Source organism: Mucilaginibacter sp. P4_E8 (assembly GCF_056401495.1).
In genome coordinates, this window is record NZ_JBFUJG010000020.1 from 36,126 (window position 1) to 51,981 (window position 15,856).

General features: G+C 41.6%; 17 protein-coding genes. 10 read left to right on the forward strand and 7 right to left on the reverse strand.

Features of this window, described 5'->3' with window-relative positions; all coding sequences use genetic code 11:
- Positions 1-39: 39 nt before the first annotated feature.
- A complete protein-coding gene (gene ychF / locus AC1DRQ_RS11055) occupies positions 40-1,143 on the reverse strand; it encodes a redox-regulated ATPase YchF (RefSeq protein WP_429397715.1) in 1,104 nt (367 codons plus the stop codon).
- Positions 1,144-1,369: 226 nt separating this feature from the next.
- Between ychF and mgtE the strand changes: the two genes are divergently transcribed.
- A complete protein-coding gene (mgtE, locus tag AC1DRQ_RS11060; protein WP_429397717.1) occupies positions 1,370-2,740 on the forward strand; it encodes a magnesium transporter in 1,371 nt (456 codons plus the stop codon).
- A gap of 183 nt (positions 2,741-2,923) precedes the next feature.
- On the opposite strand, the gene AC1DRQ_RS11065 is transcribed toward mgtE, so the two are convergent.
- Both AC1DRQ_RS11065 and AC1DRQ_RS11070 read right to left on the reverse strand, forming a co-directional pair.
- Entirely contained in the window at positions 2,924-3,256 is a 333-nt protein-coding gene (locus AC1DRQ_RS11065) for a DUF3276 family protein (RefSeq protein ID WP_429398663.1), read from the reverse strand.
- A 130-nt stretch (positions 3,257-3,386) separates the two neighbouring features.
- Positions 3,387-5,174 carry an ABC transporter ATP-binding protein gene (locus tag AC1DRQ_RS11070; RefSeq protein WP_477424364.1) on the reverse strand — a complete coding sequence of 596 codons (1,788 nt, stop codon included), beginning with the start codon at positions 5,172-5,174 and terminating at the stop codon, positions 3,387-3,389.
- A 299-nt stretch (positions 5,175-5,473) separates the two neighbouring features.
- On the opposite strand from AC1DRQ_RS11070, the gene AC1DRQ_RS11075 reads away from it, so the two are divergent.
- From AC1DRQ_RS11075 to AC1DRQ_RS11115, 9 genes are all read left to right on the forward strand, one after another.
- The gene (locus tag AC1DRQ_RS11075; RefSeq protein WP_429397721.1) at positions 5,474-6,556 is read left to right on the forward strand and encodes a Glu/Leu/Phe/Val family dehydrogenase; all 1,083 of its coding nucleotides are present in this window, start codon (positions 5,474-5,476) and stop codon (positions 6,554-6,556) included.
- Between the two features lie 53 nt (positions 6,557-6,609).
- Positions 6,610-7,557: a transcription antitermination factor NusB gene (gene nusB, locus AC1DRQ_RS11080; protein ID WP_429397723.1), complete on the forward strand. Its 948-nt coding sequence runs from the start codon at positions 6,610-6,612 to the stop codon at positions 7,555-7,557.
- An 11-nt stretch (positions 7,558-7,568) separates the two neighbouring features.
- The gene (locus AC1DRQ_RS11085; protein ID WP_429397725.1) at positions 7,569-8,027 is read left to right on the forward strand and encodes a DUF1573 domain-containing protein; all 459 of its coding nucleotides are present in this window, start codon (positions 7,569-7,571) and stop codon (positions 8,025-8,027) included.
- 15 nt (positions 8,028-8,042) lie between these two features.
- Complete coding sequence (gene yajC / locus AC1DRQ_RS11090; protein ID WP_429397727.1) at positions 8,043-8,369, forward strand: preprotein translocase subunit YajC; 327 nt, start codon at positions 8,043-8,045, stop codon at positions 8,367-8,369.
- A gap of 136 nt (positions 8,370-8,505) precedes the next feature.
- The gene (locus tag AC1DRQ_RS11095; protein ID WP_477424368.1) at positions 8,506-9,453 is read left to right on the forward strand and encodes a YbbR-like domain-containing protein; all 948 of its coding nucleotides are present in this window, start codon (positions 8,506-8,508) and stop codon (positions 9,451-9,453) included.
- Positions 9,454-9,556: 103 nt separating this feature from the next.
- Positions 9,557-10,153, forward strand: coding sequence for a dephospho-CoA kinase (gene coaE, locus AC1DRQ_RS11100; protein ID WP_477424370.1), 597 nt, complete (start codon positions 9,557-9,559; stop codon positions 10,151-10,153).
- A complete protein-coding gene (locus AC1DRQ_RS11105; protein ID WP_477424372.1) occupies positions 10,153-11,091 on the forward strand; it encodes an MBL fold metallo-hydrolase in 939 nt (312 codons plus the stop codon). The genes coaE and AC1DRQ_RS11105 overlap by 1 nt, the downstream gene beginning before the upstream one ends.
- Entirely contained in the window at positions 11,092-11,271 is a 180-nt protein-coding gene (locus AC1DRQ_RS11110) for a DUF5522 domain-containing protein (RefSeq protein WP_429397734.1), read from the forward strand.
- Between the two features lie 84 nt (positions 11,272-11,355).
- Positions 11,356-11,805 (forward strand): MarR family winged helix-turn-helix transcriptional regulator, encoded by a 450-nt coding sequence (locus AC1DRQ_RS11115; protein WP_429397736.1) that lies wholly within the window; start codon positions 11,356-11,358, stop codon positions 11,803-11,805.
- Between the two features lie 222 nt (positions 11,806-12,027).
- Here the strand turns inward: AC1DRQ_RS11115 and AC1DRQ_RS11120 are convergent, their stop codons facing one another.
- The 4 genes from AC1DRQ_RS11120 to AC1DRQ_RS11135 form a co-directional block, all read right to left on the reverse strand.
- Positions 12,028-13,011 (reverse strand): aldo/keto reductase, encoded by a 984-nt coding sequence (locus tag AC1DRQ_RS11120; protein ID WP_477424375.1) that lies wholly within the window; start codon positions 13,009-13,011, stop codon positions 12,028-12,030.
- A gap of 90 nt (positions 13,012-13,101) precedes the next feature.
- Entirely contained in the window at positions 13,102-14,184 is a 1,083-nt protein-coding gene (locus AC1DRQ_RS11125) for a family 10 glycosylhydrolase (protein WP_477424377.1), read from the reverse strand.
- A 7-nt stretch (positions 14,185-14,191) separates the two neighbouring features.
- Positions 14,192-15,343, reverse strand: coding sequence for a carbohydrate-binding family 9-like protein (locus AC1DRQ_RS11130; protein ID WP_477424379.1), 1,152 nt, complete (start codon positions 15,341-15,343; stop codon positions 14,192-14,194).
- Positions 15,343-15,747: an EVE domain-containing protein gene (locus AC1DRQ_RS11135; RefSeq protein ID WP_429397746.1), complete on the reverse strand. Its 405-nt coding sequence runs from the start codon at positions 15,745-15,747 to the stop codon at positions 15,343-15,345. The genes AC1DRQ_RS11130 and AC1DRQ_RS11135 overlap by 1 nt, the downstream gene beginning before the upstream one ends.
- Between the last annotated feature and the right edge of the window lie 109 nt (positions 15,748-15,856).

Sequence of the window (15,856 nt, forward strand, 5' to 3'; positions counted from 1 at the left end):
CATAACGGTTTTTCAAATTTAGGTTTCTGAATGGTTATACTATACGTTAAACCTGAAATGCATAATGTCGCCATCCTGCACAATATAGGTTTTTCCTTCGACACCCAGCTTGCCATTTTCTTTTATTATAGCTTCTGAGCCGTTAAATTTAACAAAATCTTCATATTTAATTACTTCGGCACGAATAAACCCTTTTTCAAAATCGGTATGGATCACACCTGCGGCTTGCGGCGCGGTAAAGCCCTGCGTAATGGTCCAGGCACGTACTTCCTGCACACCGGCAGTAAAATAGGTAGCCAGGTTAAGCAAACGGTAAGCAGCTTTGATCAGTTTGTTCACACCTGATTCTGTAAGACCAAGGTCATTCAAAAACATCTGGCGTTCCTCGTATGATTCCAGTTCAGCTATCTCCGCCTCTATTTGTGCCGATATGATCAGCACTTCGGCGTTTTCTTCTTTCACAGCCGCCTTTACCCGCTCCACATACGCGTTACCGGTACTTACAGAACCCTCGTCAACATTACAAACGTACATTACCGGCTTGGCGGTAAGCAGCCATATATCAGCAATGTATTCCTTATCCTCTTCAGCAACCGGGGCCGTACGGGCCGATTTACCCGAAAGCAGATGGTTTTTGTAAACGGTTAAAACATCAAAGGTTTTTTTAGCTTCTTTGTCGCCGCCGGTTTTAGCCATTTTTTCAACCTTCTGGATCTTTTTTTCTATCGAATCCAGATCCTTCAGCTGCAATTCGGTATCAATGATCTCTTTATCACGTATCGGGTCAACCGAGCCGTCAACATGTATCACATTGTCATTATCAAAGCAACGCAGCACATGTATAATGGCGTTTGTAGCACGTATGTTAGCCAAAAACTGGTTACCCAAACCTTCGCCTTTACTGGCGCCTTTAACAAGGCCGGCTATATCAACAATTTCAATAACGTTTGGCACTACGGCCTTTGGTTGTACTATTTCGGTAAGCTTGGTTAAACGCTCATCCGGCACAGTAATTACGCCCACATTTGGCTCAATGGTACAAAACGGAAAGTTGGCCGCCTGTGCCTTGGCATTTGATAAGCAATTAAAAAGTGTTGATTTGCCCACATTTGGTAAACCCACTATCCCACATTGTAAACCCATATTATAACGGTAAATTCTAAATCTTAATTTCTAAACTCGAAACCCTAAAAGCCTAATTCTGTCAATTCTTTAATTCTGAAAATTATGATTCAGACTACCGACAAAATTTGCGCAAAGATAACAGAAAATTTTGCCTTATAATTTGAAAAAATAAACGACTTTTGCCATCGTCAAAATAAGGCAAACAGGTTAATAATAAGATGTAAAAAACAAGGGGGATCCGCTTATGAAAGAAATGGTTGAGCAAATAGAATTGTTACTGGAACAGAATGATGATAGCCAATTACAGGAATATTTGAACAACCTAAATATATCGGATGTTGAAGAGCTAATAGATGAGCTCCCTGAACATGGCCCCCGATTTATTGAAACCCTGTCGTTAAACCGCGCCGTTAACGTTTTCCGCATATTAGATTCGCCCACCCAGGAGCGTATCATTAAAAAACTATCCGGTCAAAAAGTTGCCGATCTGATTAATGAGCTGCCTCCTGATGACCGTACCGCCCTATTTAGTGAATTGCATGGTGATGCCGTTCAAAAACTGATCCAGCACCTGTCGCCCGAAGATCGTAAGGAAGCATTATCTCTTTTAGGATACGAGGAAGACAGCGTTGGCCGCTTGATGACACCTGATTATATTGCCGTTAAAAAAACATGGGATGTAACCCGGGTATTATCTCATATACGCCGGTATGGTAAAAACTCTGAAACCATTGATGTAATATATGTAATTGACGAAACCGGTCAGTTACTGGATGATATCAGGATCCGCGAGATACTATTGGTTAAACCCGAAACAAAGGTAAGCGACCTGATGGACGGCCGGTTGATAGCCCTGAGCGCGAGTGATCCACAGGAAGAGGCCATCAATATTTTCAGGATGAATAACCGCACGGCCCTACCCGTGGTTGATAATGAGAACATATTACTGGGCATTGTAACCGTTGATGATATTTTATGGATAGCCAACGAAGAGTACACCGAGGATATTCAAAAAATTGGGGGTACCGAAGCGCTGGATGAGCCTTACCTTGACATTAACCTGTTCAGGCTGGTAAAAAAACGCGTAGGCTGGCTTATCATATTATTCTTAGGCGAAATGCTTACCGCCACGGCCATGGGCTTTTTTGAAAAAGCTATTGAAAAGGCGGTTGTGCTGGCCTTATTTATTCCGCTCATCATATCAAGCGGGGGTAACAGCGGCTCGCAGGCTTCCACCCTAATTATACAGGCTATGGCTTTGGGTGAGGTTACCGTTGCTGATTGGTGGCGGGTTATGCGCCGCGAGCTGATGTCGGGCTTAATGCTGGGCTTAACATTGGGATTAATAGGTTTTATGCGGATCTATATCTGGACTATGTTTTCGCCCATTTACGGGCCGCACTGGATATTGGTAGGCTTAACCGTAGGCTGTGCCCTTGTAGGTGTAGTATTATGGGGATCATTAGCCGGCTCCATGTTACCCCTGATCCTGAAAAAGCTTGGCGCCGACCCTGCTACATCCTCAGCCCCGTTTGTGGCCACCCTGGTTGATGTAACCGGACTTATCATTTACTTTACCATCGCCGTAATATTAATGCGGGGCACACTGCTTTAGGATAAACATTCTCACTCTTTGTCATCCTGAGCGTAGCGAAGGATCTATTCGTGAACTGTGCATATCGGCGATTAGATTCTTCGCTACGCTCAGAATGACAAATTGTATTAAATTCTTGTCAAACAGAAAAACCTGCTCAAGAGCAGGTTTTTCCTTATGGTATTAGTTTAGTTTTGTTCTTTTTTAAATCTCGAATGAGAAATCTTCATCGGCAGATGCTTTTGCTACTTCAGGGTTTTCGTTGTACTCGTAGCGTTTTTCAACTACGTCCTGATTTGCCTTAATGTACTCTACGGTTTCTTTTAAACCTTCAGCAAACTTTTCGAAGTCTTCTTTATACAAAAATATTTTGTGCTTAATAAAAACACCATCCTCCAACCGTTTTTTACTTTCTGTTATTGTAACATAGTAATCGTTTGAACGGGTTGCTTTCACATCAAAAAAATAAGTCCTCTTCCCGGCTCTCACCTTCTTTGAAAAAACCTCTTCACGCTCTCTATTGTCAAAATCTCCCATAATGAATATACCTGTAATTAGTTTTGGTTGGCATAAATATAAATCAAAAAATGAAAGCGCAAGTATTTTATTCGATTTTATTGAGCTTTTTGAAACATTTATGCCATTTTTTTGTGTTAAAAAGAAAAAATCAGGCGTCTTGCTCCTCTTCAAGCAATTGTTTTTCGTATAACTCAAAGTAAGTACCCTTCAATTGCATCAGGTAATCATGGGTGCCATGTTCAACAATTTCGCCATTATCCATTACCAATATTTTGTCGGCATTTTTTATGGTCGATATGCGGTGGGATATAATAATGCTGGTCTTATTTTGCATCACCCGTCCCAGGTTGTTCAGTATTTCCTCCTCGGTACGGGTATCAACTGCCGAAAGGCAATCATCAAAGATCAATATCTGCGGATGTTTAAAAATAGCACGCGCGATTGATACCCGCTGCTTTTGTCCACCTGATAATGTTACGCCCCGCTCTCCTATCAGCGTTTCAAAACCTTTTTCCAACTCCATAATATTACTATACACCGCGGCATCTCTGGCTGCTTGCTCTACAACTGGCATATCAAGTACATCGGCACTAAAGGCAATATTATTGGCAATGGTATCAGAAAAAAGGAAAACTTCCTGTGGTACAAAGCCAACTTGCGAACGGTAGCTTTCCAGATTAAGCTGTTGTACAGGTATATGGTCAATGAATATTTGGCCGCCCGTAGTATCATACATACGCATTACCAAATTGGCTATAGTGGATTTTCCCGAACCTGTACGACCAATAATAGCTACCATTTGCCCGGGTTCCACAGTAAATGATACATTTTTAAGGGCATGAATGCCTGTATCCGGATAAGTGAACGAAACCTTATTAAATTCAATAGCCCCTTTAACTGTATGTATTTCCCCTTCGGGCGATATGATCTCGGGTTTTTCATGCAAAAACTCATTAATACGTTTTTGCGAAGCCGCCGCCCGCTGAATGAGCGAGGTTACCCAACCTAATGATATAACCGGGAAGCTAAGCATGTTTAGGTATACAATAAACTCAGCAATATTGCCCGATGTGATGTTGCCCTTCATTACCTCTACCCCACCCACGTACATCGTGATCACATTGCTCAGGCCTACCAGTAACAGCATAATAGGATAAAACAGGGCCTGCACTTTAACCAGGGCCATGGAATGTGATTTATAATTCTCGCTTTCGGCAGCAAAACTCTTTCGTACAAAACCCTCCCTCACGTATGATTTGATGACCCTGATACCTGAAAAGTTCTCCTGCACAAAGCTCGACAAGGTAGATAAACGCTCCTGGATCTGCTCGCTGCGGAAATTGATCACGTTATTTACATAGTAAATGATGCCCGCCAGTATGGGTAGTGGCAGTACAGAAAGGATAGCCAGCCTTACATTTACAGTAAGCATGGCATATATCACCAACATAAACAACACTACCGTATTAATGGTGTACATAATGCCAGGCCCCAGGTACATGCGCACACGGCTCACATCCTCGGTAACACGGTTCATCAGATCGCCGGTATTGTGGCGGCGGTAAAATGCTAATGATAGTTTCTGGTAATGGTGATATATTTCATTCTTCAGGTCGTACTCAATATGCCGCGACATGAGGATAATGGTTTGCCGCATAAAAAACAGGAACAACCCGCGCAATAAGGCCAGTACCAATACCAGTGCGCCAAAAAGCATCAGACTGCTGCCAAAAATATCATATATCATACTTTGCCTGTTAAAGCCGGCAAAAAGCTGGTAAGCACCAATATTTTCGGTAACCAGGTCAAAGGCTACACGTATTACCTGCGCGGGCAACACACCAAAAATATTGGATATAATTACAAACAGCACACCCGGAATTAAGCGCCAGCGGTATTTGTAAAAGAATTTATTAAGATAAGCGAGGTCTTTCATAAGTCAGAAAGTCCGGCAAACCAAAAGTAAGGAGTCCGAAGTCTTAAGTCGGGATGTCCGAAGGTTGGGATGTCCGAATGATCAAAAGTATTAAAAAGTTGGGAGAGTAAGATAAGTTAAAAGTCAGGGAAAAGTCTAAAGTCCTTAGCATGTGGTCAGTAATAACAAATTCCGGGTTTTCTGCCTAAAGCTTTTCGCCTTTACATAAATCGCCCGAGACTGTATACTAATAAACTTGGTGAGAATAAAAAAAACCTATACTTTTGTCGAGCCTTAAAACATTTTACTACCGTATACTAATGCCTGTTCAACAACCAGAATCCATATTCAGTCAGCTCGATGCCTTCGGACACAAAAAAGTTGTATTTTGCAGCGATCCTGATACAGGTTTAAAAGCCATTATAGCCATTCATGATACTACACTGGGCCCCGCTTTTGGCAGCACACGTATGTGGAACTACAAATCAGAAGCCGATGCGTTGAATGATGTATTGCGCCTTTCAAAAAGCATGACCTATAAATGTGCCGTTGCCGGCCTTAACATGGGTGGTGGTTACTCGGTAATTATTGGCGATTCGCACCGGGATAAAACCGAAGCGAAAATGCGCAAGTTTGGCCGCTTTATTAAAAACCTTAACGGAGAATTTATTACTTCCGAAGATGTAGGCACCAATCCGCGCGATATGGAATACATCCGTATGGAAACCCAGCATGTTACCGGCGTACCAGAAAGCATTGGTGGCAGCGGCGACCCATCGCCCGTAGCTGCACAGGGTGTTTTTATGGGAATAAAGGCTTGCGTAAAAGAACAATTTGGCAGTGATAGTCTTACCGGTAAATCAGTCATAGTACAAGGTGTGGGTCATGTTGGCGAACATCTGGTACGTTTGCTGCGAGATGAGAATGTGAAGGTTTACATCAGCGATATCCAGGAAGATCGTATTGGCCAGATAGCTAAAAAATATGGTGCCGAAGCGGTATCAAACAACAATATTTTTGATATTGATGCCGATATTTATGCGCCATGTGCTTTAGGCGGCACCATTAATACACAAACCATTAATAAGCTTAAATGCGGTATTATAGCAGGTTCGGCCAATAACCAGCTACTTGATGAGGCTGAGCATGGCGCCCTGCTTTTAGATAAGGGGATATTGTTTGCACCCGATTATGTGATCAATGCAGGCGGTATCATCAACTGCTATTCGGAACTGATGAGCTTTAGCAAAAAACGCACCATGCAGCTTACCGAAAATATTTATGAAGTAACGCGTAATATTTTAAAACTTTCTAAAACAGAAAACATTTCTACTATTACAGCTGCAAATAAAATTGCGGAGAAAAGAATAGCAGACATTAAAAAAGTGAAATCATCCTATTAACAATATCATAATTTTAACCATTCGCCCCCTGGCGAATCAAATCGTTCTTACACATGTTAAACAGAAGGCACCTAAGGGTAAAGGTATTACAAGCGCTATACGCATACCATCAATCGGACACTAAAGACGTTAGGCAACACGAAAAAAATATGCTGAGCGGCATTGACGAGGTATTTGAAATGTACATCTGGATGCTGTCATTAATTTCGGAAGTGGCTAATTATGCGGCAAATGACGCCGAAGAAAGAGCCAACAAACACCTGCCTACCGCCGAAGACCTGAATGCCGACCGCAAAATACTAAGTAACAGGTTTATTCTTACCCTGAATGATAACCGCGACTACCTGATCGCTTTAAAAAAATATAAAGTGGAGTGGCATTTTGAGCCCGAATTGGCCAAGTCACTATTCACTATCCTTAAAAATGCGCCCGAGTATGCCGAATATCTTGCAAAAACCGGTGATACCATACAAACGGATAAAGACATTATTAAATTTATTTTCAAAAAAGTAATTCTAAAATCATCACTGGCCGAGCAGGTTTTTGAAGATAAATTTATTTTTTGGCCCGTTGACCGCGATGTGCTGCAGGCATTAATAGCAAAAACATTTAAAAACTTTGCTTACGAGGATGCCAAACTGAATCACCTGGCCGAAATTACAGGCAACTGGGCCGAGGATCGCGAGTTTGTGGTAGACCTGTTTCAGAAAACCGTAAGATTTGATGCACCTTACCAGGAATTGATTGCTGCCAAAACCCAAAACTGGGAGCCTGAGCGTATTGCCATGATGGATACCTTATTAATGAAAATGGCTATTACAGAGTTTGTTAATTTCACATCCATCCCGGTTAAAGTAACCATTAATGAATACCTGGAGATCTCCAAAGAGTTTAGCACGCCTAAAAGTAATTCATTTATAAACGGTATCTTAGACAAGATTTTAATTGACCTTAAAGCAGAGAATAAGATCAAAAAAATAGGCAGAGGATTAATAGAATAATAATTGAACTAATGAAGAAATTGTTTTTAAGCTTAGTAACCGCAGGCGTACTATTATCGGCCTGTAATCAAACTCCGGGCAATGCCTCAACAGCTGCAACCACAGGCGACAGCACAGCGAATAAAACTGCTGCAACTACCGCTAATGCAGCAATTGCGCCCGTAATGAAGTTTGAAAAAGAAAGTCATGACTTTGGTAAAATTAAACAAGGCGATAAAGTTAGCTACGATTTTAAATTCATAAACAATGGCAAATCGCCGTTGATCATTACTGACGCGGTTGCAAGCTGCGGCTGTACCACACCTGAATGGCCTAAAACCCCGGTTAAACCAGGTGAAAGCGGTTTGATCAAAGTTGTATTTAACAGTGCGGGCAAAACAGGTTTGCAGGATAAACAAATAACCATTACCGCCAATACGGTACCCGCCCAAAACATGGTGCATTTAATTGGCGAAGTTTTAACGAAATAACAATTAATTTAAAAAATGATAGCAACTATTTTATTACAAGCAGCACCAGCATCTGGAGGTTACGGCATGTTAATTCCTATGGTATTAATTATCGTAGTGTTTTACTTTTTCATGATCCGCCCGCAGGTTAAAAAGCAAAAAGACCAAAAGAAATACGTAGAGGAACTAAAAAAAGGTGACAGGGTTGTTACAACCGCTGGTATACACGGTAAAATCATCGACATTAACGATACCACTTTTTTAGTTGAAGTTGATAACGGTAAGATCCGTTTTGATAAGTCGGCTATAGCTTTAGATGCTTCAAAAGCGTTAAATGCTCCGGCCGCCCCTGTAAAAAGCTAATTAAAGCTAAAAGCATAAGGCTAAAAGCCCAAAGCTAAGAATAGCTCATGTATAACAGCCAAAAGCTGGAAGTTGAAAACAGTTAACCGCTTTTTTTGCTTTCAGCTTTTGGCTTTAAGCCTTAAGCTTAATAAATATGGCAATAGTAAAATTATCAGCAACAGAACGAAGGCGCTTATCGGCATTTTTCACCTGCCTGGTGCTGGCTGTTTTAGCCTGGGTGTTTACTACGCTATCCAACGTATATAGCTACTCTGTGCAGGAGGTGCTTACTTACAAAAACGCTCCGCAAAAACGTGCTTTTCATTCTTTACAGCCCGATACGGTTAAGGCTACCGTACAGGGCACAGGCTGGCAAATGCTGTTTTCGGGTATGAATAAAGAAAGCAAGCCTATTACTATTGACCTGGCTACGCTTGAAAACCGAAATTATGTAGTCCTCAGCTCCCAGCTAAAGCAAATTAACATCAACAAAGAACTTACCCAACCCATTATATCTATTGATCCTGATACCCTGTATTTTGATTTTACAAACAGGCTGGTAAAAAAGGTTCCGGTACAGCTTATGCTGGGTCTTAAATACCGGAAACAATTTGCTGTATCGGGCAATATAGTTATTAAACCAGCTTATATAACGGTGAGCGGCCCTACTGGCAGGTTAAAGGAAATAAGTTTATGGAAAACAGATTCGCTGCAAATGCAGGAGGTTGATGAAACTATAAATACCCGGATAAACTTACAATCGGTAAAGGAAGGTAATTTAAATGTATATCCTAAAACTGTACAGGTAATTGTGCCGGTTGATGAGTTTACCGAAAAAACTTTGGATCTGCCTGTTAAGCTAATTAACAATCATAATTATGATAATGTAAAGGTATTTCCACAGCGGGTTAAAGTGACATTTACTACAGCGCTGAGCAGGTACCCTGATATGAACGAAGACCTGTTTGAAGCTACTGCCGACCTTGACCTTTGGCGCGACCACGACTACAAATCACTCCCGGTGAAGCTTACACGCGTCCCTCCATTTTGTAAAATTGTAAAGGTAAGTCCGGCAAATATTGATTTCATCATAAAAAAATAATACATGGCAGGAATAAGGATTTTTGGATAAAAGAGTAAGGATACCTCATCTTTTATCTTTGCTCTAAGAGTCATTGCTCTAAATTTCAACCCATAAAAAAATAATGCTTAAAATAGGTTTAACAGGTAATATAGGCAGCGGCAAAACTACAGTGGCAAAAGTGTTTGAGCTTTTGGGCATACCCGTTTTTTATGCCGATGATGAGGCCAAAAAAGTAATGGTAACTGATGAGCTATTGATCGATTCCATAAAGCAAGCCTTTGGGGCGCAATCTTACTTTGAGCATGGTACGCTTAACCGTAAACATATTGCAGGCATTGTTTTTAACAACGAAGCTGAACTTAAAAAACTGAATGCCCTGGTACACCCAGCTGTTTTTAGGGCCTTTGACAGCTGGATATTAACTATAAAAACGGCTCCTTATGTTATTAAAGAGGCTGCCCTGTTATTTGAAAGCAGCTCATACAAAATGTGCGACCGCAGTTTACTGGTTTCGGCACCATTGGAGAACCGGATTGCTCGTGTAATGCAGCGCGACGGAATTTCACAAGCCGAAGTAGAAAGCCGTGAAGCACGCCAATTTTCCGAAGACAGAAAAAAACAACTGGCTGATGACATCATCATCAACGACGACCGGCAGCTGGTAATTCCGCAGGTGCTGGCTTTGCACAACCTTTACTTATCACTTGCAAAAAATTAATGATACTTGACGATTTTGTTCTGATAGATGATAAGGGCCTGTATTGCAAATACGGCGATTTTCATCTGGATCCTAAGCTGCCTGCAAAAATTGCAGTTATTACACACGCGCATGCAGATCATGCCGTAAGCGGCAATAACGAAGTGTACTGTACAAGGGCAACAGCCACCATTATGCAGCTACGTTATGACCGAACAGCGGCTAAGGTTTTTAATATAGTTGGTTATAACCAGCCGTTTAATATTGGCCAGGTAACTATAACCCTGATCCCTGCCGGCCACATGCTGGGCTCGGCCCAGGTATTAATGGAGTATGAGGGCATCCGGTACCTTTATACCGGCGATTATAAACTACAGCCCGATGCCACCTGCGAACCTATTGAATGGGTTACCACGGATGTATTGATCACCGAAAGCACCTTTGCCGATCCGGCCGTTATACATCCTGATCCGGTTGCCGAAATACAAAAGATCAATGCTATCAAAACCAATATCCTGTTAGGGGCTTATGGCCTGGGCAAAAGCCAGCGCCTCATAAACCTGATAAGTACTTATGCCCCGCAAAAAAAGATCCTGGTACACCATCGCATTATGCCTATTAATGCCATTTATGAAAAGATGGGTTTTGCATTGGGTACCCACCAAATTTATGGCCGTAAGCTCATGAAAGTGCAGGATGAATTTGTGTACATCGTTCCGCCGTTTACATTTGATAGTTATATAAGGGCTACCGGTGTTACACGCTTGTTTGCTTCGGGCTGGAAAAACCTGCAGGTTAACCAAAAGGATACCCTGTTTATATCAGACCATGCCGATTGGAATGATATTTTACAAACCATAACCCGCACCCAACCCAAACAAGTGTGGACATTACATGGCGATGGCAGGCATTTAAAAAGTCATTTTAATAATGATATTTTTGTAAAACTGCTTAATTAAATGCTACAGGAAGGTGTTGACTATTATATAAATGAGGATGGCAACTTTGTATTTACAAAGGAGTACCATTTAAAACGTGGTTATTGTTGTAAAAACAAATGCCTGCATTGCCCCTGGGATTATGGAAAAACTGACCAATCAGCAGATCAGGACTCTCCTGATAAAAACAATATTGTATAATTAATCGTTCAAAGTGTGCACATTACGGTTAGTGCAAATTAAAAATAATTGAACATATTTGCATCTTATTGATTGTTACATACTATGCGGATTGACGACGAAATACAAAGCACAAATTTTGAAGATAACTACCATAAAGCGGCAATTAACATTGCATATACCGCCGGCTGGTTAAGTAATTTCTTTAAATGTCACTTTGATAAATTTAATCTTACTCAACAGCAATTTAATATTCTGCGGATATTAAGGGGACAATACCCCAACCCAGCCACCATCAATCTATTAAAAGAACGTATGGTTGATAAAATGTCTGACGCGTCGCGTATTGTTGACCGCCTTATCCAAAAAGAACTGGTTTCGCGCTGCACCAATAATAAAGACAGGCGAGCGGTTGATATACGCATCAGCGAGCAGGGCCTGCAGATCCTCTCAAAAATGGATGAAGAATTTAGGACCAAAGACTTTCTGAAAAACAACATGAGTGAAGAAGAAGCCGCCGCACTAAGTGACCTGCTTGATAAGTTGAGGGGATAGTTTTTTGAGGAGTTTTGAGGTAAAAGGGCAAAGGTTAAAGGCCAAAGGTTTCTTGTAATAATAAAAAAACACGTCATTGAGGAAGCAATCTCTTTAGGACAAGGGACTAATCTATATAAAAACGGGACTGTCATCCTGAGCCTGTCGAAGGATCGAGCGGAGATGCCTCCCGCCATGCTTCGGCAGGCTCAGGATGACAGCCTTTATTTTTTGATCAACATTCTAAAAATGCCCCCTTATTTTATCGTAAATCTCCGCATCATACAAATCCTTTAACTGCTGATGAACAGCTGGTGATAAATGCGGCAATTTTGAAGCCTCTACATTACTGTTAACCTGTGCCACTTTTGATGCACCTGGTATTACAGTGGTAACTTCGGGATGATCAAGTATCCATCTGATAGCCCATTGCGGCATACGGTTATCAGGCAATAGTCCCTTTATTTTATCTGATAGTTTTACCCCCTCATTAAACTCCATGCCCGAAAATGTTTCGCCGGCGTTGAATGCATCGCCATTTGCATTATAGTTACGATGGTCGTTTTGAGCAAATTGGGTTTGTGAATTAAACTTGCCGGATAGCAACCCGCTGGCTAAAGGTACGCGTACAATAATAGCCACTCCCCTATCCGCGGCTTTGGTAAACACTTCATCGGCTACGTGCTGCCTGAACAGGTTAAATATGATCTGTAACGAAGCCAAACCTTCCTGCTCCAGGCAAATCAATGCTTCTTCAGAAGTTTCAACACTGGCCCCAAAATGCGTAATGAGCTTTTGCTGCTGTAAGCTGCGTAAATGATCAAATACTTTGCCCGAGCGCATTTCATCCGTAGGGATACAGTGCAGCTGTTCTAAAAACAAACGCGGGATACCCAGGTGTTTCAAAGAGTCTTCGGTTTGGCGCTTCATGGCATCATAGGTAAAATTCTGCGGCCATCCGTTTGGGGCATCGCCACGCCTGCCGAGCTTTGTAGCTACATAAATAGTGTGATCAACCGTTTTTAAAAATTTGCCTATAACCGTTTCACTCACACCCATGCCGTATACATCGGCGGTATCTAAAAAATTACCACCGGCGTCTGTATAGGCTCTTAAAATGTTTATGGCATCACCCTCATTCACATTGCCCCAATCGGCGCTGCCCAATTGCCAGGTACCCAATCCAACTTCGGCTATTGCGGTGCCTTTAAAATCCCTGTAGTTCATAGTTTTTGTAGCGGTTGTTGCTGTGGTAAAAGTACAAAGCCGTTTTGATAATCAAAATGGCTTTGTTGAAAGTAAGCACCTTATACCCACTCAGGCTTTAAATCCACTCGTTTCCTGTTTTAAAATATCCAGAACAGATGGTGTAACCCTGCCAAAGAAAGATATACCCGAGGCGCCGTTCTTTAAAGCATACTGTATACCTGAACGTACTTCTTCGTCATTGTTAAAATCGGAAAGATAAAGGCCTGCATACAGTGGGAATTTGCCAGCCAAAAAATGAATTCCTTCTGCAACAGCATCGCCTATCCAGCTTACACCTTCTTTATAAAAACCGTGGTATATCATGGGGCATACGCCATCCAGCTTAAAGTTTGTCCAGTCCTGGCGCACATTGCGGCGCGCAACTTCTGGAGTTGGGAATACTGCCGCCGTAATTGGTTTTTTATGCTGATGCGCTACAGCCGATATGCTGTTTACCACGCGGATAATATTACCATACCTGAACAAGCGCCATGAAAGGCTTGCATCCGGGTATTGAATTGCTTTAACGTCCTGGTTATACTGCTCCTTAAACTTGGCCTGGCAAACTTCGCAATAGCAATAATCATACTCGGGCAGTTCTTTGGTTTGTTCAATTTTGTATTTATCCCAAAGGTTTACAGGCAGCACCACGTCGCAATAACGTACGTAATCCAGGTGAATACCATCCACATAATCTTTAGCCAAAATTTTATCAACCGTATCCGTCAAGTATTGCTCCACTTCAGGACGAGACGGACAAAGCCAGCGGTAATACTTTACATAAGGCGGCTTATCGGCGCATGAATCGCCGTTACGATTTTTGCTGTACCATTCCGGGTGCTCGGTAACCATTTCGGCCCGGTTAAAGGTCCATATCCAGCGATGTGCTTCAATTCCATGAGCCTTTGCAGCGCGGAAATGCCTTTCACTATCGTTCTCAAAAAATATTCCGGTAATGCCAGCTGCTTTATAAGCCGTGTAATTGGTTTTAAGATCATCGTCAGTATCCTTTAAATTAGGATTTATCCAGATCCAGTTTTTTATAACCTTCTTTTTATTGCTTACAACAACTGGCGAAGCCTGGCCTTTTATTGGTAATTGCGATGCAACAGTGGCTAACAGACCCGCTTTTAAAAATTCGCGCTTATTCATGGCTTTTTTAATGATTAGTAGTTAAAGGCTCAACAAGCCCATCCTGATTTATGGTATAGGTTATTTTATTTTCCTCATCGTTAATTAAAACCATAAACTGATGTTTAGTGGCTTCAAGCCGTAAGTTATTAAATTTTTTTAAAATGTTATAACCACTTTCAATACCTAATTCTTTTAATGATGACGCGTACTGCTGGTTTTTCCTGTACCACTCTTTTTGCCGGTAATAAATAAGCCATAAATATTTTTTTTGCTGCTCGGCATAAGGCATCTCAAACACTACATCATCGGCTGTATGGTTACTGAACAGCAGATAACCCCAACGCTCTGGGTAGTGCATATTAATTACCCCCTGCGATGACCATACCCAGTTATGCTCAGGCAGATCGCGCCCCGAAGCAGCATCCTTTAATTTTATATTTTGTCCGTTTTGTACCTGTGTATCATACTCTACCCTCGAAAAATTGATACGCCACAAAGTACCATGCTGCGGAATGGCAGCTTTAAAACCGGGATTAACAGATTTGAACGGAATAGCCATTTCAACCGTCCACCCTTTGTCGGTATCAGCAGGATTATTCAGTGTGCCCTGTATTTTAACCGCGGTACGCAAACCATGTGCATCCCAGCCTGGTACCGCACCACCCTGGTTACGGTAAGGCTTATTTAAATACAGATCAAAAATGGTATTTATAGCATTAACCTCAATTTCATAATAACCATGGGTAGTATTTACCGGATCAATAAACAATTCAAAATCATTATCCCTGAAAACTATATCATCATGTTTTTTTAGCGTGGCCCACACCTGCGGATCATATATCCGGGCGGCCACATACAAACAGCTATCGTCCCAAAGCATTTTGATGTTGGTTTGCATAGATGGTTTAGGCTTCAGGTCACCCTCAATATCCACAAAGTCGCTTGTCCATTTAGCCTGTTGCCATATAGCCTCATCAATATCACCATCAATTACCGGCGCAGTGGCTATATGCTTTACCACGTAGTTTTCAGGAACGGTAAATAAGTTTTCTAATCCTTTAAAGGCATCCTGTGCTTTTGCCGCACCTGAAGTAAAAAACACGGATACAATTAAGCCTGTCTTGATTAAAGACAGGCTTTTTAATTTAAAATTTTGCGGAAAGGATAATGTGCTCATTAACTGCCTAATTCTAATATACGGTCAAATTCTTCGCGTTTTAAACCCATTACTGATAAGCGTCCCTGCCTAACCAGGCCTACATCTTTTAATTGTTCATCAGCCTTGATTACTTCTAATGTTACCGGGTTTTTAAGGGTTTCAACCGGCGACAGGTCGACCACTACCCAGTTCGGATCGCTGGTGGTAGGATCCTGATAGGCCTCTTTTACCACTTTGGCAATACCCACCACGGCTTTACCATCATTACTGTGATAAAACAGTACCAGGTCGCCCTCTTTCATCAGCCTTAAATTATTGCGGGCCTGGTAATTGCGCACACCATCCCAAAAGGTACGCCCATCTTTATTAAACTTTTCCCAACTATACTTTACGGGTTCTGATTTTACAAGCCAATGCTGCATAAGTTAATCTGAATTATATAAACTTTATAGGTGTAAAGATGTTAAAAAGCACTGATAAAACAGAACAGGAGTTTGTAAAAACGGGGTTAACTTGCTGCTTAGCCCAAAC

What these genes read in the sequence shown, in the direction of transcription:
- AC1DRQ_RS11120 (WP_477424375.1), bottom strand. Translation starts at nt 13,011, where the DNA reads ATGAACTACAGGGATTTTAAAGGCACCGCAATAGCCGAAGTTGGATTG.
- mgtE (WP_429397717.1), top strand. Translation starts at nt 1,370, where the DNA reads ATGAAAGAAATGGTTGAGCAAATAGAATTGTTACTGGAACAGAATGAT.
- coaE (WP_477424370.1), top strand. Translation starts at nt 9,557, where the DNA reads ATGCTTAAAATAGGTTTAACAGGTAATATAGGCAGCGGCAAAACTACA.
- AC1DRQ_RS11070 (WP_477424364.1), bottom strand. Translation starts at nt 5,174, where the DNA reads ATGAAAGACCTCGCTTATCTTAATAAATTCTTTTACAAATACCGCTGG.
- ychF (WP_429397715.1), bottom strand. Translation starts at nt 1,143, where the DNA reads ATGGGTTTACAATGTGGGATAGTGGGTTTACCAAATGTGGGCAAATCA.
- AC1DRQ_RS11075 (WP_429397721.1), top strand. Translation starts at nt 5,474, where the DNA reads ATGCCTGTTCAACAACCAGAATCCATATTCAGTCAGCTCGATGCCTTC.
- AC1DRQ_RS11135 (WP_429397746.1), bottom strand. Translation starts at nt 15,747, where the DNA reads ATGCAGCATTGGCTTGTAAAATCAGAACCCGTAAAGTATAGTTGGGAA.
- AC1DRQ_RS11110 (WP_429397734.1), top strand. Translation starts at nt 11,092, where the DNA reads ATGCTACAGGAAGGTGTTGACTATTATATAAATGAGGATGGCAACTTT.
- AC1DRQ_RS11115 (WP_429397736.1), top strand. Translation starts at nt 11,356, where the DNA reads ATGCGGATTGACGACGAAATACAAAGCACAAATTTTGAAGATAACTAC.
- AC1DRQ_RS11125 (WP_477424377.1), bottom strand. Translation starts at nt 14,184, where the DNA reads ATGAATAAGCGCGAATTTTTAAAAGCGGGTCTGTTAGCCACTGTTGCA.
- yajC (WP_429397727.1), top strand. Translation starts at nt 8,043, where the DNA reads ATGATAGCAACTATTTTATTACAAGCAGCACCAGCATCTGGAGGTTAC.
- AC1DRQ_RS11130 (WP_477424379.1), bottom strand. Translation starts at nt 15,343, where the DNA reads ATGAGCACATTATCCTTTCCGCAAAATTTTAAATTAAAAAGCCTGTCT.
- AC1DRQ_RS11065 (WP_429398663.1), bottom strand. Translation starts at nt 3,256, where the DNA reads ATGGGAGATTTTGACAATAGAGAGCGTGAAGAGGTTTTTTCAAAGAAG.
- AC1DRQ_RS11095 (WP_477424368.1), top strand. Translation starts at nt 8,506, where the DNA reads ATGGCAATAGTAAAATTATCAGCAACAGAACGAAGGCGCTTATCGGCA.
- AC1DRQ_RS11085 (WP_429397725.1), top strand. Translation starts at nt 7,569, where the DNA reads ATGAAGAAATTGTTTTTAAGCTTAGTAACCGCAGGCGTACTATTATCG.
- nusB (WP_429397723.1), top strand. Translation starts at nt 6,610, where the DNA reads ATGTTAAACAGAAGGCACCTAAGGGTAAAGGTATTACAAGCGCTATAC.
- AC1DRQ_RS11105 (WP_477424372.1), top strand. Translation starts at nt 10,153, where the DNA reads ATGATACTTGACGATTTTGTTCTGATAGATGATAAGGGCCTGTATTGC.